General features: G+C 42.8%; 18 protein-coding genes. 12 read left to right on the forward strand and 6 right to left on the reverse strand.

The window, feature by feature from the left end; translation table 11 throughout:
- The first annotated feature begins 157 nt into the window (after positions 1-157).
- Positions 158-1303, forward strand: a complete 1146-nt coding sequence (gene lpxB / locus LLF92_01845; GenBank protein ID MCE5339858.1) for a lipid-A-disaccharide synthase — start codon at positions 158-160, stop codon at positions 1301-1303.
- A gap of 383 nt (positions 1304-1686) precedes the next feature.
- Here the strand turns inward: lpxB and LLF92_01850 are convergent, their stop codons facing one another.
- On the reverse strand, positions 1687-2643 hold the full coding sequence (locus LLF92_01850; protein MCE5339859.1) for a hypothetical protein: 957 nt from the start codon (positions 2641-2643) through the stop codon (positions 1687-1689).
- A gap of 167 nt (positions 2644-2810) precedes the next feature.
- Complete coding sequence (locus LLF92_01855) at positions 2811-3899, reverse strand: peptidyl-prolyl cis-trans isomerase (protein MCE5339860.1); 1089 nt, start codon at positions 3897-3899, stop codon at positions 2811-2813.
- Between the two features lie 1034 nt (positions 3900-4933).
- Between LLF92_01855 and LLF92_01860 the strand changes: the two genes are divergently transcribed.
- From LLF92_01860 to LLF92_01900, 9 genes are all read left to right on the forward strand, one after another.
- Positions 4934-6610 carry a sigma-70 family RNA polymerase sigma factor gene (locus LLF92_01860; protein ID MCE5339861.1) on the forward strand — a complete coding sequence of 559 codons (1677 nt, stop codon included), beginning with the start codon at positions 4934-4936 and terminating at the stop codon, positions 6608-6610.
- A gap of 22 nt (positions 6611-6632) precedes the next feature.
- Positions 6633-6911, forward strand: coding sequence for a hypothetical protein (locus tag LLF92_01865; GenBank protein MCE5339862.1), 279 nt, complete (start codon positions 6633-6635; stop codon positions 6909-6911).
- A gap of 100 nt (positions 6912-7011) precedes the next feature.
- Positions 7012-7635, forward strand: a complete 624-nt coding sequence (gene tmk / locus LLF92_01870) for a dTMP kinase (GenBank protein MCE5339863.1) — start codon at positions 7012-7014, stop codon at positions 7633-7635.
- Positions 7635-8753, forward strand: a complete 1119-nt coding sequence (locus tag LLF92_01875; protein ID MCE5339864.1) for a DNA polymerase III subunit delta' — start codon at positions 7635-7637, stop codon at positions 8751-8753. The genes tmk and LLF92_01875 overlap by 1 nt, the downstream gene beginning before the upstream one ends.
- Positions 8754-8816: 63 nt before the next feature.
- On the forward strand, positions 8817-9812 hold the full coding sequence (locus LLF92_01880; protein ID MCE5339865.1) for a signal peptidase: 996 nt from the start codon (positions 8817-8819) through the stop codon (positions 9810-9812).
- Positions 9813-11828: a methionine--tRNA ligase gene (gene metG, locus LLF92_01885; GenBank protein ID MCE5339866.1), complete on the forward strand. Its 2016-nt coding sequence runs from the start codon at positions 9813-9815 to the stop codon at positions 11826-11828.
- 77 nt (positions 11829-11905) lie between these two features.
- On the forward strand, positions 11906-12271 hold the full coding sequence (locus LLF92_01890; GenBank protein ID MCE5339867.1) for a GxxExxY protein: 366 nt from the start codon (positions 11906-11908) through the stop codon (positions 12269-12271).
- Between the two features lie 60 nt (positions 12272-12331).
- Entirely contained in the window at positions 12332-13141 is an 810-nt protein-coding gene (locus LLF92_01895) for a hypothetical protein (protein ID MCE5339868.1), read from the forward strand.
- 95 nt (positions 13142-13236) lie between these two features.
- On the forward strand, positions 13237-13614 hold the full coding sequence (locus tag LLF92_01900) for a hypothetical protein (protein MCE5339869.1): 378 nt from the start codon (positions 13237-13239) through the stop codon (positions 13612-13614).
- A gap of 197 nt (positions 13615-13811) precedes the next feature.
- On the opposite strand, the gene thyX is transcribed toward LLF92_01900, so the two are convergent.
- On the reverse strand, positions 13812-14426 hold the full coding sequence (gene thyX / locus LLF92_01905; GenBank protein MCE5339870.1) for an FAD-dependent thymidylate synthase: 615 nt from the start codon (positions 14424-14426) through the stop codon (positions 13812-13814).
- Between the two features lie 49 nt (positions 14427-14475).
- On the reverse strand, positions 14476-16344 hold the full coding sequence (locus LLF92_01910) for a bifunctional homocysteine S-methyltransferase/methylenetetrahydrofolate reductase (GenBank protein ID MCE5339871.1): 1869 nt from the start codon (positions 16342-16344) through the stop codon (positions 14476-14478).
- 141 nt (positions 16345-16485) lie between these two features.
- Between LLF92_01910 and accB the strand changes: the two genes are divergently transcribed.
- Positions 16486-16959 (forward strand): acetyl-CoA carboxylase biotin carboxyl carrier protein, encoded by a 474-nt coding sequence (gene accB / locus LLF92_01915; protein ID MCE5339872.1) that lies wholly within the window; start codon positions 16486-16488, stop codon positions 16957-16959.
- A 109-nt stretch (positions 16960-17068) separates the two neighbouring features.
- Complete coding sequence (gene accC, locus LLF92_01920; GenBank protein ID MCE5339873.1) at positions 17069-18409, forward strand: acetyl-CoA carboxylase biotin carboxylase subunit; 1341 nt, start codon at positions 17069-17071, stop codon at positions 18407-18409.
- 4 nt (positions 18410-18413) lie between these two features.
- Here accC and LLF92_01925 read toward each other — a convergent pair whose 3' ends face one another.
- Together LLF92_01925 and trpA are read right to left on the reverse strand one after the other, a co-directional pair.
- Entirely contained in the window at positions 18414-19607 is a 1194-nt protein-coding gene (locus tag LLF92_01925; protein MCE5339874.1) for a cell envelope integrity protein CreD, read from the reverse strand.
- Between the two features lie 77 nt (positions 19608-19684).
- A complete protein-coding gene (trpA, locus tag LLF92_01930) occupies positions 19685-20476 on the reverse strand; it encodes a tryptophan synthase subunit alpha (protein ID MCE5339875.1) in 792 nt (263 codons plus the stop codon).
- Between the last annotated feature and the right edge of the window lie 25 nt (positions 20477-20501).

Genomic DNA, 20501 nt, shown 5'->3' on the forward strand with positions numbered 1-20501 from the left:
AACCGCTAAAACAAGATAAATAATAATCAGTTATATTGGTATTATCTTGCTTTTTCTGTTACTATAGTGATAGACGAATACTCACGGTAACAAATTGCGGATTTTTTTACTTTAAAATATTTGAATTTTTCCGCATTTTCGTATATTAAGGATGTTTATGGTTGATAAAACTTACAAAATATTTTTCAGTGCAGCCGAGCCCAGCGGCGACAGGCTCTGCGCAAAACTGATTACCGCTTTAAAGCAGACCGGCCATAGTTTTGAATTTTCCGGTTTCGGCGGCCACAATATGGCCGATGCCGGCTGTTCAATCATACTTAATACAACCGAAAGAGCCGCGATGACATACAAAGCCTTCGGCCAGATTTTATTTTTCTACAAGGCCGTCAAAAAGGCTCAAAAATTTTTCAGCGATTCCAAACCGGATTTAGTCGTTGTTTGTGATTCGCCGAGCTTTAATTTTCACATCGCCAAAGCCGCCAAAGCGCAAGGCATAAAAACATTTTTCTACGTTGCGCCGCAGCTTTGGGCATGGGCTGCCTGGCGAATCAAGAAATTGAAAAATCTTTGCACTGCCGGCATGGCTGCGATTCTGCCATTCGAGCCGGACTGGTTCGCAAAGCAGGGTATGGAATGTAAGTTCGTCGGCAATCCTCTGCTGGAGGATATTGATTCAAATTCCGTCGGCGTGAAAAGCTATAGTAATTTCGCAATCACCACCGCACGAATCGCATTAATGCCCGGCTCGCGCGAAGCGGAAATTAATTCGCTCTGGCCTGCGATGCAGCAAATCGCGCGAACATTAAAAGCTCGCCACCCCGCGATAAAAGTTACCGTCGTCGCCGCGAATGAAACGATTGCGAATCGTCTCCGCGCAACCGAAGTTCGTTCTCTCCGCTGCACATATTCAGTCGATAGCGTTTTTGATACGGCGAAAAAAGTTGATTTCACATTTGTCGCCAGCGGTTCTGCAACGCTTCAGGTCGCCGCCGCCGCGTGTCCTATGATTATCATGTACCAGTCGAGCAAGCTGCTGTGGAATCTTGTCGGCAAGAGGTTGGTGAAAACAAAATATCTTTCGCTGGTAAATATTTTATCGCAGAAAGAATTGGTTCCGGAGTTTATGCCGTACTTTGAATCGCCCGCTCTGATTGCAAATACAGCAGATTCGCTTTTGAACAATCCGAAGAAACTTACGGATTTAAGTTTCGAACTTGCCGAACTTACAAAAACGCTCACCGGCCTGAACGCTTCGCAAAACGTCGCGCAAATGATTATCGAAAAATTAATCCCGCAAAGTTAATACAAAACTCCATCGCTTAGCCCCGTCAACACTTTGACGGGGTTCGTTTTAATCTAAATTGTCCAACACGTCTGAATCGTCCGCCCTGCCTGAAAAAAAATGTGCTGCCGCCGAAACTGTGATGCGTCATTCCCGTGAAAACGGTTACAACCCCTGTGGGGGAATCTATACCGTATTGCCGCCCAAATCATTCTCTGTCATTCTGAACTAATTTTTTCTTTCACCACGAAGGCACGAAGTTACTTTGCTTTAAGACGTGTTCTAACGAACACTTTATAATTTTTAAAATAATCACTGTGTAAACAAGCTTCCTCCGTGCTTATCTTTTTGAAATTATATTGCTTCGCAATTTTGCCTTAAAGCAAACATAAGATTCGCCAGGTTTATTTTTCCAGCCCGATAAATTTGTAGAATGTGTTTAAATGCAATGTTGCATAAAGCCATTCAGCATAACAAGCCGCAACTATTGCTATGGGAATGGAAAGCGGAATAAGCATCAGCATCCCATATCGAATAAAATCTTTGTCGCCTTTGGTCATTCTTGAAAATCTGCGGCACATTACTATGAAATTCCCTGCCAAATGTCCACCGAATACGGAAAACGTAAAATGAAAGCATTGTCCGCCATCCATTATCATTGAAGCGAGCAGCAGCAATACGAAGTCGATAATAATTCCTGTTATTACTGCTTCCCTCAAACTAATTGTTTTCTCGGATTTAGTATTGTTGCTTTCCTTGCCTTTAATTAAATCTGTAAAATCCCAGTTCTTTTTTGAAACATACTTGTCAAAACATTTTTCGCAAACACATTGTTCGTCTTTTGTTCTGATATAATATGCAGAAGAATGACATTCGTGATCACAAATAGTTTCCCAGCAGATGCCGCAATGTTCGTGATCCCATGCCCCTTTAACGATTTCCCATGACTTATCATTTGCTTCCGGTTTAAATGATGGATGACTGATTGTAAGCCGGCCTGTTTTTTTATCTCTCTGACCGTAGGCGTCTTGTGTTTTGAATTGCGTCTTAACCCATTCGCCGTCTTCAAGGACAAGTTTTGCCCTCTCGCCCCAATAGCTTTCAATACAGTCATATTCTTTGCCTGTCTCTAATGTCGAAGAATCGTCAGATTCGTCCGGCAAAAAAGTTCCTCTGTTTTTTTCTGCTTGATTATTGAATTCAAACTTACCATAAATTAATTCTTTAGGTGTGGTGAATATAAACGCATATCCATCAATACTGGATTCTGCCGAATTTAATTCAACGGCAAAAAGTTTCTTGTCATTATCAAGCACACTAACAATTTTGACTTTCGGCAATTTTTTTAAATCTATTCCCATTTGATTTCACATACCTTGTTTAGCGGCCGCCGGCACGGCGGCCAGTATCCGAACCGTCCAACAAGTCAGAATCGTCAGACCTGTCCGAAAAAAAACTTTCCCGCAGAAATATCGAATCCGCATCGCTTAGCCACGCCATCACTATGGCGTGGTTTGTAAAACAAGTTTTACTTTTTTATATTCGGCTTATTTACTTCTTTTTTATCCTGCAATCTATAATCATCCGCAGAATTTGTAAATTTTATATCTGCCTCGGTAATGAGTTTTTGATTATAATTATTTACCGCGATTTCTTGTAATTCATTAGATACATACTCCCGCAATCTATCTTTCACTTCATCATACTTTTGAGTATAGCCTTCTTTCTTACTGATCAATTTAAAAATGGTAAAATATGTTTCCCCATCATAATCTTTACAGGTGATAACATTACTAACTTGGCCTGGTTTTAAGGATAAAAGAACATCCTTTGTTTCCGGACTTAATTCCACATCTCTCTTCGTTCTTACAAAATTCTTGCTGATTAATTGGTTTGGATCATGTGGTTTAATCCTATGCTTAGCCAGCATCCTTCGTGCAATGGCCTCAGCTTCTGGAATGTACATTTCATTAAAGTCTGCTCCATTATGAATTTTTTCTAAAACGCTTTCAGCCCTCTCTTTGCACTTAAGTTTTGTAAAATTTGGGTCATTGCTTTCTTTGTCAGGCACAAAACATATTGGTATGTAACTGTATTTTGTTTCGATTTGGAAATTACGAATGTTATCCTCATAGTATTTTTTCATCTGTTCTTCTGTAGGATTAATATTTTTTGTACATTCTTTTGTAAGCAATTTTACATAAAGCATACCTGCTCGTGTATGTCTTTCGAGTTCTTCAAAATCACCTTTGTAGTCTTTATTTTTTTTAAGTTCTTCATACGGTCCTTCTTCTGATTTGCTGATCTGAAATTGAACCTCATCGTTATCGACCAACAAAAAGTTTTTTCTCCCTTTCTGAAGAACGACTTCCGTAAAAATCATGTCTGATATCACATCTTTTCTTATGTCCTGAAGGGCTGAAGATGATTTTTGTTTTACTGCTTCTTCGTATCGGTGTTTTGCGATTTTGACTAATGTATCTTCATATATTTTCGCACCGTTTACGGTTGCAGCTACGGGGCGTGATTCTTTTTTTGTTTCTCCGAACAAAAATGCAAATGCACTGGTGTTGATAATGAGGATTGATAAGAAAACTATGTCGATGAATTTTCGCATTGATAATCTCCTAAAGTCTATTTTTTGAAAGCTTTAAATTTCCACAACTATTAGTTATTCATCGAAGCGTAGCGGAGATCCCCGAACGGGGACGAATTAACTCTTCACTGAATTTCGATTCTATCCTTTCTGTTTCCACATACAATAAAAATTTAAAATCAAATAGCCGTGCAAATCCTGTGTTAATCCGTGTCTTAAAAATAATTTAAAATTTTAGTATCTCTGTGTCCTTCTTTTCGGAGCCTGCCCCCGCGCAGGCGGAGGTGATGAAAGTAAAATCCGCGAAATCCGCAGTTAAAAAAAGTGCAAGTTTTACGAGCACCGATTTTCAACTTTTACGATTTTTGATGATTTTACTTCATTTCATTACACATTTAGTTTAATTCACTGCGTTTTACTGTGATCTAATGATTTTTTTTGTTTGCGAAACTTGTCGAAGCTTGCGAAGATCCCGCAAAGCGGGACAACTTGCGCGATCTTGCGACAGAAATGCGCAATTTCTATTGGCTGCTGGTTACTGACTACTATTAGTAGTATGTTTGAAATTTTGCGCAAGCGAAAACTTGCGCTGATTTTGTGGAAATTGGATTTTTGAATGTTTTTGAACGGATTTTGAGCCTAAATTTTGGAAAATGTCCCAAACGTGCGCATCTTTGATAGTGTTTTTGATGAAAAATGGAAAAATTGCAAAAAACGATAATCTCTTGTATGCCAGATAGTTAGAAAGATTTTAGATTAAAACTTGCGCATTCTTATTTTATGCTAAATCGGTCATAAGTGCTTATTTTATGTCAGGCTCGACACTTGGTTACTTGCGAAATTTTGACGTGTTTGCTTGACTTTCGTATAGCATTAAGACTACAATAGTTTTTAGAAAAATTTCAGCGAAGCTTGTCCTCGCGAAGGCGGGGGATCAGCGATAAAAAAAATCTCTATGATCTCTGCTGAAGCGAAGCGAAAGCCCCTGAATCTTCAGGATTTTGTTGCCTCGAAAATAAAATCAGAAGGGGTGAACTCTGTGGCTAACATAAAAAATGAGAAAAATTGAAAATCCTGTTTTGTCGCAACTCTTTATGGAGACGAGTTTTGTGCCGCGTGCCCAGCAGATAAAACAGCTCGCTGCCGCTGAATCGCTCTATAAAATTCTTTCCCCGGAACAGGAATATCCTTACGAATTTATCTGTTTCAAAATCACAGGCTACCGGCCGAAAAATTCCGCCTCTACGGTTCCAATTTCCGGCGGCGAATTATTAAAAAGCCTGCCGAAATACATTCATAAAGCAAGTGCCCGACTGCGGTTGCGCACTGACCAGGAAAGCGAAAAAATCTACACCCTCAAGGAATTGGCCGAGCATTTGAACGTTTCAATCAGAACGCTCGAACGCTGGCAGACCAAAGGTTTGATTGGCCGAAGGTATGTTTTTCCGGACAATGTTTTGAAAACGGGTTTTTCGCAAACCTTTGTGGATGAATTTGTTACGGCAAATAAATCGCTTGTTGAGTCAGCCGCCAGTTACAGTACGATTGATTTAAAACTCAAAGGCGAGATATTGAAATATGTCGCGCAACTGTCGGGTCAGCAGGAGCTTAGCAAGACTGCGATAATGAAAAAAGCCGCCGAGCAGTTTGGACGGGCAGTTGAAACGGTTCGGCTGTTGGTTGTTGAGTATGAAAAGCGTCAGAAGAAACCGATATTTTTAAACCGCCGAACGCAAATTGAGTCGGCCGATGCGGCGGAAATTTTCAAGCTGTATCAGGCGGGCGAAAACGTGGAAAAAATTGCCGCAAAGTACTGCCACAGCAGCAGTTCCATTTATCGTGTTATTACGCAAAGACGGGTGCGGAAACTGCTTGGCACAAAGATAGATTACATTCCGAGCGATGAATTTGTGCAGGCGGACGCGGAGGAAAAAATCCTTTCTGATTTGCCGTCGATTCGCCGAACGCCGAGGAAAATTTTGCAGAATGCTTCGGCTAAAATCAGCCACAATGATTGGCAGCGGTTTATTGAGGCGGTAACGAAGATTCCTATGCTCAATCGTGAGCAGGAGTTACAACTTTTTCGGCGGTATAATTTTTTGAAGTATCTGGCGGCGGAAAAGATGAAAGGAATAAACTTACATAGTTTTTGCGGCAAGGCGGCGTACCAGGCACAGGAATTTTTGGATGAGGCGAACCGGCTGAAGAATCTGATTATCGAAGCGAATTTGAAACTTGTTGTTCGCATTGCCGGTCGGCACAGCGGTGCGAATTTGGGCGATTTGGTAAGCGAAGGCAATATCGCGATGATGCGTGCGGTTGAGAAATTCGATTACACAAAAGGTTTCCGGTTCAGCACTTACGCATCGTGGGTTATCAGCAGGGCGTTCGCAAGATATTTGCCCGCCGAGCAGGCGATGATGGGGGCGGAACTGCCGGAAGAGGAATTTCAAATCGCGGCTGTTGAAAACGCCGGCAGCGATGATATTGATAATGCGCATCGGAGTTTGATGCAGGCGATTGAACAGAATTTGAACGAGCGTGAGCAGCACGTAATTCGTTATCACTTCGGGCTTTCCGGCACGATGGTGAAAAAAGAATTTAAAACTTTGAAGCAAATCGGCGAGGATTTAAAAATTACAAAAGAGCGCGTCCGCCAAATTGAACTTGAGGCGCTAAGCAAATTGCGCCAAACTTTAAGCCCGGAAGAGTTTGAGCTTTTGACACGATAATCGCAGATTTTAAAACCAACCAATGTTTGACAAGCAGAATCATTTCGCTAAACTGTCGCAGATGAATAATGAAACAGAACGAAATTTGGGGCCGCAACCGATTATTGAGTTGATGGCAAAACATAATTTGAAGCCGCACGACCTTGTCGTCGCCGCTCCGGAACAGCAGCTGACGCATAAAATGGTCTCCCGAGCCTGCAAAGGGCGGAAACTTACCGAAAAAACAAGAGTCAAGGTTCTACGCGCGATTAATCTTGCCGCAAAGCAAAACTACGCGATGAAAGAACTTTTTAATTATTAGAATTTTTTATTTAGAACCCCCAGAATGAATCTGGGGGCTAACGGTTTTTCCCGGTTTGTAAATGTTTGACCGCCAGGGGGTTATCAGGTAAAGTGAGGGGATGATTAAGAATCTAAAATCAAAGTTAATAGTGCTTGACGGGCCGGATGGATGCGGCAAAAGCTCGCAAAGGGATTTGCTTGCCCAATTCCTTGTCAATAATAAGGTTAAAGTCGCCTGCTTTCGAGACCCAGGCTCCACGGCAACCGGCGAAAAAATCAGGAATATCCTCCTCGACCCTGCCAATCATATCTCCGACCGTACCGAGTTACTCCTATATATGGCAAGCAGGGCACAACTCTGGGATGAATGTATTGCGCCTGCCCTGAAAAAGAAAAACTGCGTGCTTTTAGACCGCTGGGTTTCCAGCACCTGCGCTTATCAGGGTTTTGCGGGTGGTGTCGGTATCCAAACCGTAATAGATATCGCTGAAAATTCGCTCGAACGAGTTTGGCCGGATTTGACAATCATTCTCGATGTTGACCTCAAAACATCCAAGCAGCGAATGAACCGCAGCCTTGACAGGATGGAACAGAAGAAACAAGACTATCAGAAAAAAGTTCGAAACGGATTTCTGAAATTAGCGAAAACGCACAAGAATATCGTTGTTGTCGATGCAACAAAAGATATTCAAACTGTTCATAAACAAATAGTTAAGACCATTTCATCATTCTTTAAAATTTAATGAATCTTTCCGATATATTTTGCCAGGGTAAGGCGGTTAGCTCGTTACGACGGGCGTTTGAAACCGGCAGGCTGGCGCACGCATATATCTTCGACGGAAATGACGGTATCGGAAAATTCACAACTGCAAAAGCATTTGCGAAGTTATTATTATGCCAAAAGCCGGACAATACCCCCTGCACAGGTCAGGGGGCTAACGATATAGATTCGTGCGGGGAATGCGAATCGTGCAGAATGCTCGATGCGGACAATCATCCGGATTTCCATCATATATATAAGGAGCTGGTTCAGTTCAGCAGCGATGCGCAAAATCGAAAAAAACAACCGATTGATTTGCCGATAGATGTTATTCGTGAGTTTCTTATCGAAAAGATGCAGATTAAGCCAAGTTTATCGGCTTCCAAAGTGTACGTTATCAGCGAATCGGAAAAATTAAATATCGCAAGTCAAAACGCGCTTCTGAAAATTTTGGAAGAGCCGCCGAACAAAAGCTTCATCATTCTACTGTGCAGCAAACTTGATAATTTACTTCCAACAACGAAGTCGCGGAGTCAGATTGTGCATTTCGGGCCTTTGAGCGAAGAGAAAATCATCGAAAAACTGCCGGACATCAATAAAACCGAAGCGAAATATTTCGCACGGCTAACGAACGGCAGTATCGGTCAGGCGGCGGTTTTGACTAAACTTGAGCCTTCGTTTTACACATTGAAAAAAGAGTTCATCAATAAATTCAGTCGATTTCAGCTTGCCGATGCAGTGGATTTCGCGCAGTGGATAAATACGCAGGCTGGTGCGATTACCGAATCCTGGCTGAAGATGAAAGCCGGTTCGAGCAAGGCTGATTTGGGCAGGATGGCTAAAAAACTCTTCGTTTCAGTACTGATATCAGCGTTGACCGATGCGATGAAGGTTTCTTTGGGCGGCGAAGATAAGCTGACTAACTTCGACCAGCTTACGGATATAAAAGTCATAAATCAGAGGTTCGGGCAGGTGGGATGTGCGGATTTGGTTGAAATTTGCTATGAAAGCGTTCGGTTTATCGATGCTTCCGTTAATGAAAAACTGGTTTTTGAGCTTATGTTGCTGAATTGCACAAATTATGATATAATAAAAGTTTAGATTTTTTTGGCCGCCGTACCGGCGTCCGCTAAACAAACAAAATTTATCCTTTTTAAGGTTATTATGAGCGATACGATAGATCCTAAAAATAAACCGACACATCATCCGGTCGAGAAGAAAATGCTTGTTCGCTACGGCAAGATGGGCACAACTGGCTGGTTTACGCACGAGGAAAAAAATATGCTCAAGGCGTCCAGCAAGGTTATGATAAAAACCGAGCGCGGCCTTGAAATCGGTGAAGTTGTCGGGCGGTTCTGCTATAAATCATGCGCGTTTAAGAAAACCGAAGAAGCGGTTGTCGAATATTACGGCGTGCCGCAGGCTGAATGTCCGGTGACGACCGGCGGGAAATTCGTTCGCTACGCGACCGAGCAGGACTTGAGCGAAGAACATCACATCGCAATCGGCGCCAAAGAAGAGCTTAAGCGATGCAAGCAAATCATAGCCGAGCTGAATCTGCCGATGAAACTTGTGGATATCGAACATATCTTCGGCGGCGAAAGGATTATTTTCTATTTCACCTCGGAAACCAGAATCGATTTTCGCGAGCTTGTAAAAAGATTAGCGAAAGAATTTCAGACTCGAATCGAAATGCGGCAGGTCGGTTCGCGCGACGCGGCGAAAATCGCGGCGGATATCGAAGTTTGCGGACAGCCGTGCTGCTGTCAGAGATTTTTGAAAATTCTCAAGCCTGTAAATATGAAAATGGCGAAACTGCAAAAGGCAACGCTTGACCCATCGAAAATTTCCGGCTACTGCGGAAGATTGAAATGCTGTCTGCGATACGAAGACCATACATATCGGGACCTGTCAAAACGGCTGCCGAGAAGAAAAGCTCGCGTGAAAACTTCACAGGGCGAAGGAATCGTAATCGATGCGCAGGTTCTGACGCAGCTTATTTCCATCAGGGGTGATGACGGAACAATTTTTGCCGTGCCGGTTGAAGAGGTTCAAATCGTTCAGCAGCCGAGCGGCAGGCCGGAGCCGGAACACGATGATATCGAAGTCGATTCCGAAGAATCAAATGAACAATCTGACAATCAGGATGGAAAACAATAAATGAGCAGGAAAATTGTTGTTACTTCAGCGCTGCCTTATGCCAACGGGCCGATTCATATTGGGCACCTTGTTGAATATTTGCAGACGGATATCTGGGTGCGGTTTCAAAAAGAGAATGGGAATAAATGCCTTTACTTCTGCGCGGACGACACACACGGCACGCCGATAATGATTAGCGCACGCAAAGAAGGCATTGCGCCGGAGGAAATGATAAAAAGAATTTACGCCGAACACACACGCGACTTTGCGGGTTTTCATATTCAGTTCGATAATTATTATTCAACACATTCTGACGAGAACAAACAGCTAAGCGCAGGAATATTTCAAAAGCTGTCTGAAAAAGGTTCGATTGTCAAAGGTGAAATTGAGCAGGCGTATTGCGAAAAGTGCAGTATGTTTTTGCCGGACAGATTCATTCGCGGTACATGTCCGAAATGCAAATCTGAAAATCAATACGGCGATTCGTGCGATAGCTGCGGAGCGACATATCAGCCGACAGACTTGATTAATCCCGTCTGTTCGCAGTGCGGAACGAAACCGGTTATAAGAAAAAGCGTTCATTATTTCTTCAGGCTGGCGGATTATCAGAAGCAGCTTAAAGATTTAATGGCCGCCGGTTATACAGGCAAAAGCGTCGCAAACAAGCTCGATGAGTGGTTTTCGGCGGGTTTGAAAGATTGGGATATTTCACGCGACGGGCCGTATTTCGGTTTTAAAATTCCGGGCGAAGAAAATAAATTTTTCTACGTCTGGCTCGATGCGCCGATTGGTTATATGGCAAGCTGCAAAAATTACTGTAGTAAAAACGGTCTCGATTTCAACGAAGTATGGAATGGCAAAGACTGGGAGCTTTATCACTTCATCGGTAAAGACATTATGTATTTTCACGCGCTGTTCTGGCCGGCGATGCTGATGGGCAGCGGTTTCAAAGTTGCTAACAGGCTTTTCGTTCACGGATTCCTGACGGTCAACGGCGTAAAGATGAGCAAATCGAAAGGCACGTTTATTAAGGCCGCTACTTACGCAAAACATCTTGACCCTGAATATCTGCGATACTATTACGCGAGTAAATTGACCGACGGCGTTGACGACATTGATTTGAATCTTGAGGATTTTGTCGCGAAGGTAAATTCCGACCTTGTTGGGAAACTGGCCAATCTTGCGAGCAGGTCTGTTCCGATGCTTGGTAAAATCGACGGAATGCTCGGCAGTGTTGACGCGACCGGCAAAGAATTAATTAATCAGCTTGTCACGGCAAAGCAGCAGATTATTGACTGCTATGAAAAATTAGATTACGCTTCGGTTATCAGACAAATCACGGCACTTGCCGATATCGCGAATAGATATGTCGAAGTAAATCAGCCGTGGGCGACGCTAAAGACAGACGCTGAAAAGACGCGCACAACGCTGACTGTGATTTTGAACGCAGTGAAAGTTTTGGCGATTTATCTCAAGCCTGTGCTGCCGGTGTTTGTTGAAAAGATTGAAAAAATTCTCGGCATTGAGGCGATGACGTTCGCTGATGTCGAGACATTGTTGGAAAATAAAAAGATTAACGAATACATCAGACTCGCAGAACGAGTCGAGAAACAGAAAGTTGACGCTATGATAGAAGAAAGCAAAAACGAGTCAGTACAGCAACCTGCTGCGCCTGCGGTTCCGGTAACAACTCTTGATGAACCATTGGAAGCGGAATGCACGATTGACGATTTCAAGAAAATCGATTTGCGTGTAGCGAAAGTTGTCAAAGCAGAAAAGGTCGAAGGCGCGGATAAACTGCTGCATTTAGAACTTGATATCGGCGGCATAACAAAAAATGTTTTCGCGGGTATCTCGAAGGCTTATGAGCCGGAAAAACTTGTCGGCAGATTAGTAATTTGCGTTGCGAATTTGCAGCCTCGCAAAATGAAGTTCGGCGTTTCCGAAGGTATGGTTTGTGCGGCAGGGCCGGGTGGCGCTGAAGTGTTTATGCTCGGCGTTGACAGCGGTGCAAAATCCGGACAGAGAGTCCATTAGCCACAGAGCTCACAGAGACCACAGAGGTATTACTTTTTGGCCACAGAGAACACAGAGTTCACAGAGGTAAAATTGGCATGAGTGATGAACTGACAGCAAAAATAATTGGTGCTGCAATTGAAGTGCACGAAATACTTGGGCCGGGATTGCTCGAATCCATTTATGAAGAAGCTTTGTGTCATGAGTTTACTCTGAATAACATCAAATTTCAACGGCAAGTTGATTGTGATATCGTCTATAAAGAGAAAACGATAAAAGGACAGAAACTTGATTTACTTGTTGAAAATGAAGTAGTGATAGAATTAAAATCTTTGTCAAAAATGCCGGAAGTTGCATTGGCTCAAACACTTTCTTATCTAAAAGCCACAAACTTGAAACGAGGCCTGATAATCAACTTTGGCGAAAAAAGATTAGTCAATGGAATTAAAAGGGTTTCTTTATGATAGCCACCGAGACTAAAACTTTTTTAGCCACAGAGCTCACAGAGAACACAGAGAGAAAAAATGGAATTGCGAAATGATCTAAAAATAAGTTATATTGAAGCAATTGAACAACATCGGCGATGGCTTCAGCATTTTGATAAACAACGTTTGGGAAAATGGGAGAATTTGCTCAACGCCGATCCAGAAGCAGCTATTTGCGAAGCAGAGACTGTAGAGCTTCTGCTAAATTACGATGTTGAAGTGCAACCTTATGAAAATTTATCTAAGGGTGGCCCAGATTTTCTTTGTACGAAAAAAGGCAGAAATTTTTATGTTGAAGTTACTTGTATAACAATAGATATCGCAACTAAAAAGAGTGCTTTACCCCCGTCATATCCTGCACAGCCCAGTCCTCAATATTATAGGTTTTTAACTAACCATATTCTTGGTGAACTCTGTAATAAAACACGGCAGTGTTCTGAATTAGGACAACCATGTATAATTGCAATAGCAACTTTGCATCATAGAGCTGGAGCGTGTTGTTTTAGAAAATCTGCATGCGAGGATATTTTGACGGGGACTTCTCAAGCAACAGTGGATATCAATGTTAAAGAAGGCCGTGCGGAAGGCGAACCATATTTAACTACGGAACTGCGAGATTCGGCATTTATTCGTTTCGCAAAGACAGCAGATGGAACTATAGAATATGCTCGTAATCCTATTTCGGCATTATTACTATGTGCTTTTGGTCAGTATCCTATTATGGTAAATGGGGTACTTCATCCTAATTCAAATTATCCATTTGATAGAGAAATGCTTCTTGGAATAGAATTTTGCATGTTAGAATCTGGTTGCGAAAAAAACAGGCATTTAAAAGTTAAATGGATTTAAAACATATATATAATAATATAATAAATAAAATCTCTGTGGTCTCTGTGTTCTCTGTGGCTAAAAATAAAAGTTAAAAACTCTGTGGCAGGAAAGATATGAAGAAAAGTATTCAGGAAATCGCAAAAATTGACGGGCGGTATTCGTTGCGGGCGTTTCAGTTCATACATGAAGGGCTGGAATACACGGTGAAGAAATTCCACGGCGTTGACAAACCCGATGATGAACTGCATCATATTTCCGGCAGGCAACTCTGCGAAGGGCTTGCGGATTTGGCGTCCGACAAATGGGGCAGGATGGCGAAAGTTACACTCAATCAGCTTGGTATCAAATCAACAAACGATTTTGGAAATATCGTTTACCTGATGGTCGAAAATAAATGGATGCACGCGCGGCCGGAAGATTCAATTGAAGAATTTCATTGCGTTTACGACTTCGAAGAAGTTTTTGAGAAGAATTATAGATTTAGAACGTAACTTTTAGCCCCCTCTGATTTTTGCTTTCAAGGTTGCAAAAATCCTGAAAATTCGGGGGTCTCCGCTTTGCTCCGACCACCAAGACATCCCCTCTAATTTTTCTTTTCAAGGTAGAAAAATTCAGAAGAATCGGGGACTACGCAAAAGGCACGAATAGTTTTTAGTCTTTAATTCATAATTTAAATTTGCGAAACGTTTTATTCGGCGGCGATGTTCTGATTGATTTCGATATCACAGAAACAATCCGGCGCGAGCTTTTTCAGAGTTCTCAAAATTTCTGTGCATGCGATTCTGATTTCCCATTGAGCTTTCTGGCTTGTTCTGATTTTTATGATGTGCCGCCATTCGCGGAAATTCGCGGTAACGACGATTTCACTTGTGCAGGCGTTCGGTAAAACAAATCTTGCATCCTCCCGCTTCAAACCTTTATCACGCCATTTTTTGTACATCAGGCGGATTGTTTCCATATCGTTTTCAAATTCTTTGATATGTTCTTTCGGCAGAGTTTCGGGAATTACAAAATGAAAATTTTCCTCATCGACGTATCTTTGCGATTGCTGTGAGACGCTCATCAATCTATGACGGACGAGCTGGTGCGTCATCGCACGTGAACAATTTTCGATGCGGAAAGTTGCGCACGCGTGTTCCAGCGGTGAGTCGTGTCCCATTTTAATCAATCGCTGAATAAAATCGCTTGCGGAGTTTGCTCCGATTTTTTCAAAACTTAAATAACACGTTCTGCCCGCCTCCTCGATGAGCTTTTGAGGTTCAGGAGTAATTGAAAGCAATGTAACTTTTATTGGATTGTTCATAAAAATATTAACCACGAATTAAAACGAATAGACACAAATATTTTTAATTTTAAATTTTATCGATTTCGATTTTGCCGGCACAGGCAAGAGCCATATTCACATTTCCAAACGGTGCGCTAATCGCGTATCCGGCGACGACATCCTTAATCTTATCCATCAATTCCATCGCAATCTGCACGCCGGTGCGTTTGCCATCCTGCTGGTCTTTTGTTTTACTCATACGCTGCAAAATTTCAGGCGGTACGACAACGCCGGGCACTTCGTTGGCCATAAACTCTGCGTTCTTGTAACTTGTGAACGGCCAAATACCGGCGATTACTGGAATCTTACAATCTTTTGTAAGTTCAAGGAACTTAAATAAACTTTTTTCATCGAAGACCGGTTGCGTTATAGAAAATTCTGCGCCTGCCTCGACTTTCTTTTTGTAACGTTCTACTTCTCTATCCAAATCCGACGAGACGGGATTTGCGCCGACGCCGATAACGAGAGCTGTTTGTGTCGGCAAATTATTGCCCGCGATATCAACGCCGCGGTTCAACTGGCTCACGACTCTTGTCAGCGCAATCGAATCTAAATCGAAAACGGCTGTCGCGTCGGGATACTCGCCGAGTTTTGGCGGGTCGCCGGTGATTATCAAAACATTTTTCAAATCCACGGCCTGTATACCAAGCAAATCCGACTGCATCGCGATAATATTTCGGTCGCGGCAGCAGAAATGCAGAATCGTTTCAATGTTCTCGCAAAGCTGGCGGACTTTTATCGCTGTAATCATCGCGCTCAATCTGGAGCTTGCTCGCGGGCCGTCAGGAATATTCACTGCATCAATTCCAAATTTTTCGCAGAGCTTTACCTTTTCGATAAGACTCGAAACGTCCGTGCCTTTCGGCGGCGAAATTTCCACCGAATAAACTTTTTGGCCGGCAGCGAGTTTTGCTCCGAATTTTGATTTGTCTTTCAGTTCGACAGGTTTTTGCAGGATAACCTGCTTTGTCTGCGGCTTTACCTCAATTACAGTTGAACTTAAATCTGCTTTTTGCAAAGGCCGAACGGTTTTTACCATTTCCTTGATATGTTCGGGTGTTGTACCGCAACAACCGCCGATGATTCGGACGCCTTTTTCGTAAAATCGTTTGGCGTACTCGGCCATATACTCCGGCGTACACATATAAACGGTTCTGCCATCGACATTTTGCGGCAGGCCGGCGTTGGGCTGGAGAGAAAGCGGTTTTGAAGTCGCTTTCTTTAGCAGCGGCAAAACCTCAAGCATCGCGGCTGGGCCAATCGAACAATTCAGGCCGACAACGGCAACCTGCTCAAAGTCCGATGCTTTGGCAAGGGCATAATCGATTTTGTCGCCGTAAAGTGTTTCGTTGTGGTCGTTTATGACCATTTGCGCGACAATCGGCAGTTTGCAAACCTTTGTTGCGCATTCGATTGCAGTCAGTAATTCCTTGAGACTGTGGAAAGTTTCAAAGAGCAGAAAATCCGCGCCTGCGTCTGAAAGGGCGGTTATCTGGTTTGTATAAGCTGACGAGATATCCTTTTCGTTTATCAGGCCGGCCTGTGAAATTTTGATTCCGAGCGGACCGATTGAGCCGGCAACGAGGACAGATGACCCTCTGGTTGCGGACGATTGTTTTGCGATTTTTACGGCGGCGGCGTTAATCTGGGCAGTTTTTTCTGCCAAGCCGAATCTTGCCAGGTGCAGTTCGTTTGCACCATAGGTGTTAGTTTCTATAAAGTCGCTGCCTGCCGAGACATACAAATCGTGGATTTGGCCGACGAGTTTAGGATTCGTCAGATTCAGCTCCTCAAAACATGTGTTTATGAACACGCCTTTGGTATAGAGCATTGTTCCCATAGCTCCATCGCCAAAAACGACTTGTTTTTTTAATAGTTCGGTTAGGTTTTCTGTCATTATCTTCCTGAAAAGTGTAATTTTTTGATTATACACATCCCTTACGAAAGTGCAAACGCCAAGGTGTTTTAATTTTCCGTTGCAAAAATAACGATTTTTACTATACTACCCCAGTTAAATTAACCTTAAAAGGACTCGAGAATGAGTGACGAAAAAAAGAACGATTTGAAAAAAGTTAAGGAATTGATTGAACTTATGGTTGAAAAAGACCTTGTGGAGGTGGAAATAGTCGACGGCGACAGCAAAATCCATCTCAAAAGGCCTAATTCATCAATGTCAATCGCGGCTCCGGCTCCCATGCAGATGATGATGCCTGCTTCAGCTCCGGCTGTTGCGGCTCCTGCTCCTTCTGCAGGCACTCCGGCAGACGATAAACTGGCCGGCATTAAATCGCCAATCATCGGTACGTTCTATTCATCGCCAAGTCCAGATTCACCTGCTTATGTCAAAGTCGGCGACCACGTAACTGCCGATACCGTCGTTTGTATCATCGAAGCGATGAAGGTAATGAACGAAATCAAAGCGGAACTTGCCGGTACAGTCGAAAAAGTGATGATTACCAACGGCCAAACAGTTGAGTATGGTCAGGTATTGTTCAAAGTCAGACCAGATTAGTTGAAAATAAAAAATCAAAGATTAAAAATCAAAATTGCGGATTCGGCCTGAAGGCCGAGACTGTTTTATAAAAAAACTTTTTTTAATAATCTTTTGTTCCATAAAAATTATGTTTTCAAGAATACTCATAGCCAATAGAGGCGAAATAGCGTTAAGAATAATTCGCGCGTGCAAAGAACTCGGCGTCGAATCGGTAGTTGTTTATTCCGAGGCCGACAGAGGCGCATCATATATAGAACTCGCAGACCAGGCGATTTGTATCGGGCCTGCCAGTCCCGCGCAGAGCTATCTTAATATCCCGGCAATCATCAGCGCCGCTGAAGTCGCGGACGTTGACGCGATTCATCCGGGTTACGGATTTTTGGCAGAGAACGCGCACTTTGCACAGATTTGTGCAGATTGCAACATCGCGTTCATCGGGCCAAGACCTGAATCGATGCAAATGCTCGGCGATAAAGTCGCGGCAAGAGACATTGCTAAAAAAGCGAAAGTTCCTGTTGTGCCCGGTTCTGAAGGTCAAATCAAAGACGAAAACGAAGCAATCAAACTTGCGAATAAAATAGGTTATCCAGTTATTGTAAAAGCGGCAGCCGGCGGCGGCGGACGCGGAATGCGCGTCGCACATAATGATATAAGTTTGCGAAACGCTATTTCAACCGCAAAGGCTGAAGCGGAAATCGCATTTAAAAACAGCACAGTTTATCTTGAAAAATATATCATCGAGCCGAGGCACGTCGAAGTGCAGGTAATGGCTGATAAATCCGGCAACACTTTACATTTCTTCGAACGCGATTGTTCTATTCAGCGACGTCATCAGAAATTAATCGAAGAATCGCCATGTCCGGTGCTCGATAATCATACTCGTGAAGAGCTGTGCAAATCGGCGTTGCGGGTTATCAAAGAAGCTAATTATGAAAACGCAGGGACGGTGGAATTTCTGCTCGACCGCGACAAGAAATTTTATTTCATCGAAGTTAATACGCGAATTCAGGTTGAGCATCCCGTTACGGAAATGGTAACAGGCGTTGACCTGATTAAATGGCAGTTGAAAATTGCGGCAGGGCAAAATTTAACTCTCAAGCAGAAAGATATCGAACATAGAGGCGTTGCTATCGAGTGCAGAATTAATGCCGAAGACCCGGATAGAAATTTTGCGCCGTGTCCCGGAAAAGTTGACAGATTTATTCTGCCCGGCGGTATGGGCGTTCGTGTTGATACGCATCTGTTCCAGGGCGCGATGGTTTCGCCACATTACGATTCAATGGTTGCAAAGCTGATTGTTCACAGGCCGACAAGAGAAGAAGCGATAATAACGATGAAACGCGCTTTGAACGAATTCAGAATTGGGCCGATTAAAACGACAATCCCAGCGTGTTTGAAAATTCTTTCACATAACCGTTATCTGCAAAACAAAGTCGATACCAGCTTTGTTGAACAGCATTTAGCATAAAGTGTTATTTTGGCAAAGGCGGGGGCTGCTGTTTTTCAAAAAGTTTGCCCCAGTCAACCCGGCCGGTAAATTGCATTACAATAAATAATGTACAAATACACAGAATCGTTATCATAAGGCCGGTGTAGCCTTTGAAGAAAAAGCTATACGAGAAGAAAATCAGATAAACCAATTGCGTTATCGCGATTTCAACAAATGCGAATTTCAAGCCGACAACGAGCCTCATATATGAAATAACCAGAAATACCGCAACCGCCGAGCTTATCCAGAACGCACAGAGAATTGATATATGGTCAATCAAATATGCCAGCAGAAGATGAAAACTGAAAAATGCAGTACCGATAAAGAAATAATTCATTGGGTGAATGGTTATTTTTTTGACGGTGGTGAGAACAAAGAGAACAAAGAAATACAGGAACAATGAAATTGGCGCGGCAGTTGTAACTTTCGCGACCCACGGGCCGGGATTTAATTTCTCCGGCATTGTCAAACCGATTTTTACATCCGTCAGCGTCTTGTCATATTTCCATACGAGTTTCCAGCCGTTGTCAGTCGGCTCTTTAATTTCTGGTGCCATTGTGTCATCTGGAAAGTCGATGTTCTTGAAATCCGTATTTAAGGCCAAAGTAAAATTATTAATCTGTGTAACATTGTTTCCGAAATCGTAATACCATTTATCAAGTCCCTGCGATTCATAAGATATTTCAACTTCCTTTGCCTGATGTGATTCGATTTTAATTTCTTTTGTCAGACTGTTGTTGTTAAATGAAATTTCCTTTAGTTCATCACCGCCGATTGCGAATTTGAAATTGTCATAAACAGCGTTTTGTGCCGGAAGCGGGAAATCAAAATATAATGTTTTGGTCTGGTCGGCATCATTTGTAATTTTGTATTTACCTGTGAATTTGACTTTATATGTGGAATACCACAGCAATCCCTTTTGGCGGTGTTCGAGATTGAGGTTTACATTAATATCGCTGGATTCAATGGGTAGTTTGTTGGCGGAAGATGACGCAGGATTATCATTATAAAGCACAGGGGCAGACTGCAAATGCTGCGAGCCCCAAATCTTACTGATGGATTCTCGCAGTTTTCTGTCCTGCGTATGTGTTCTGTCCAATACGGTAATCGAGAGAATTATCCACGCGATAGAAGTGCAAATGAAAATGAACGTGATCGCCGCAATCCGCTTGAACATATCAATATCCTTAAAGATAGGAATAATCCACTAACAGGAGCATTATACGGCGGCAAGTTTGGGTTGTTCAAGAAAATTTATGACAGAGCTGCTTTTACCTCTTTGATAAATTTCATAACTTCTTTTGCGATAACGGCTTTATCGCTCAAATTGTCTTCGATAATTTTTACGATTCTTGAGCCGATAATTACGCCGTCAGCGCCGGCTTTTGCCAACTCAACTGCGTGCTGCGGTGTGCTTACGCCAAAACCCACGCAAACCGGCACATCAGTAATAGATTTTAATCTGCTAATCAACGGCTTAATCATGTCTGATAATGTATCTCTGCCGCCGGTAACGCCGAGCAGCGAAACGGTGTAAATAAAGCCCGTGCATTTTTCAGCGATTTTTTTCGCGCGTTCGATTTCAGTATTTGGTGTTACCATGAAAACCGTATCGAGTCCCGCTTTGCGAGAAGGTTCATAAATTTCATCAACATCGTCAATACTCAAATCTGCAATCAGCACACTGTTTGTTCCGGCTTTCGCGAAATCGGCGAAAAACTTTTCTGTGCCGTATTGGAAAATCAAATTGTAGTACATCAGCAAACCAATCGGAATATCCTTGTACGCTTTTACCTTCGCGATGAACTCTTTTGCTCTTTCGACTGTAATGCCGGCGGATAGTGCGCGAATGTTCGCTTTCTGGATTGTCGGGCCGTCGGCAATTGGGTCTGAAAACGCGATGCCAAGCTCAAGCACATCTGCACCTGCGTCAATGGCCGCTTTTACAATTTCCAAACTTGTATCAAAATCCGGATCACCAATAACAAAAAATGGTATCAAGGCCGGATGTTTTAATTCAGTAAAAACCTGTTTGTACGTTCTCATAACAAATCCTTGCCACAGAGTTTTA

This window comes from Planctomycetaceae bacterium (assembly GCA_021371795.1).
GTDB lineage: Bacteria > Planctomycetota > Phycisphaerae > Sedimentisphaerales > UBA12454 > UBA12454.

What these genes read in the sequence shown, in the direction of transcription:
- lpxB (MCE5339858.1), top strand. Translation starts at nt 158, where the DNA reads ATGGTTGATAAAACTTACAAAATATTTTTCAGTGCAGCCGAGCCCAGC.
- LLF92_01850 (MCE5339859.1), bottom strand. Translation starts at nt 2,643, where the DNA reads ATGGGAATAGATTTAAAAAAATTGCCGAAAGTCAAAATTGTTAGTGTG.
- LLF92_01855 (MCE5339860.1), bottom strand. Translation starts at nt 3,899, where the DNA reads ATGCGAAAATTCATCGACATAGTTTTCTTATCAATCCTCATTATCAAC.
- LLF92_01860 (MCE5339861.1), top strand. Translation starts at nt 4,934, where the DNA reads ATGAGAAAAATTGAAAATCCTGTTTTGTCGCAACTCTTTATGGAGACG.
- LLF92_01865 (MCE5339862.1), top strand. Translation starts at nt 6,633, where the DNA reads ATGTTTGACAAGCAGAATCATTTCGCTAAACTGTCGCAGATGAATAAT.
- tmk (MCE5339863.1), top strand. Translation starts at nt 7,012, where the DNA reads ATGATTAAGAATCTAAAATCAAAGTTAATAGTGCTTGACGGGCCGGAT.
- LLF92_01875 (MCE5339864.1), top strand. Translation starts at nt 7,635, where the DNA reads ATGAATCTTTCCGATATATTTTGCCAGGGTAAGGCGGTTAGCTCGTTA.
- LLF92_01880 (MCE5339865.1), top strand. Translation starts at nt 8,817, where the DNA reads ATGAGCGATACGATAGATCCTAAAAATAAACCGACACATCATCCGGTC.
- metG (MCE5339866.1), top strand. Translation starts at nt 9,813, where the DNA reads ATGAGCAGGAAAATTGTTGTTACTTCAGCGCTGCCTTATGCCAACGGG.
- LLF92_01890 (MCE5339867.1), top strand. Translation starts at nt 11,906, where the DNA reads ATGAGTGATGAACTGACAGCAAAAATAATTGGTGCTGCAATTGAAGTG.
- LLF92_01895 (MCE5339868.1), top strand. Translation starts at nt 12,332, where the DNA reads ATGGAATTGCGAAATGATCTAAAAATAAGTTATATTGAAGCAATTGAA.
- LLF92_01900 (MCE5339869.1), top strand. Translation starts at nt 13,237, where the DNA reads ATGAAGAAAAGTATTCAGGAAATCGCAAAAATTGACGGGCGGTATTCG.
- thyX (MCE5339870.1), bottom strand. Translation starts at nt 14,426, where the DNA reads ATGAACAATCCAATAAAAGTTACATTGCTTTCAATTACTCCTGAACCT.
- LLF92_01910 (MCE5339871.1), bottom strand. Translation starts at nt 16,344, where the DNA reads ATGACAGAAAACCTAACCGAACTATTAAAAAAACAAGTCGTTTTTGGC.
- accB (MCE5339872.1), top strand. Translation starts at nt 16,486, where the DNA reads ATGAGTGACGAAAAAAAGAACGATTTGAAAAAAGTTAAGGAATTGATT.
- accC (MCE5339873.1), top strand. Translation starts at nt 17,069, where the DNA reads ATGTTTTCAAGAATACTCATAGCCAATAGAGGCGAAATAGCGTTAAGA.
- LLF92_01925 (MCE5339874.1), bottom strand. Translation starts at nt 19,607, where the DNA reads ATGTTCAAGCGGATTGCGGCGATCACGTTCATTTTCATTTGCACTTCT.
- trpA (MCE5339875.1), bottom strand. Translation starts at nt 20,476, where the DNA reads ATGAGAACGTACAAACAGGTTTTTACTGAATTAAAACATCCGGCCTTG.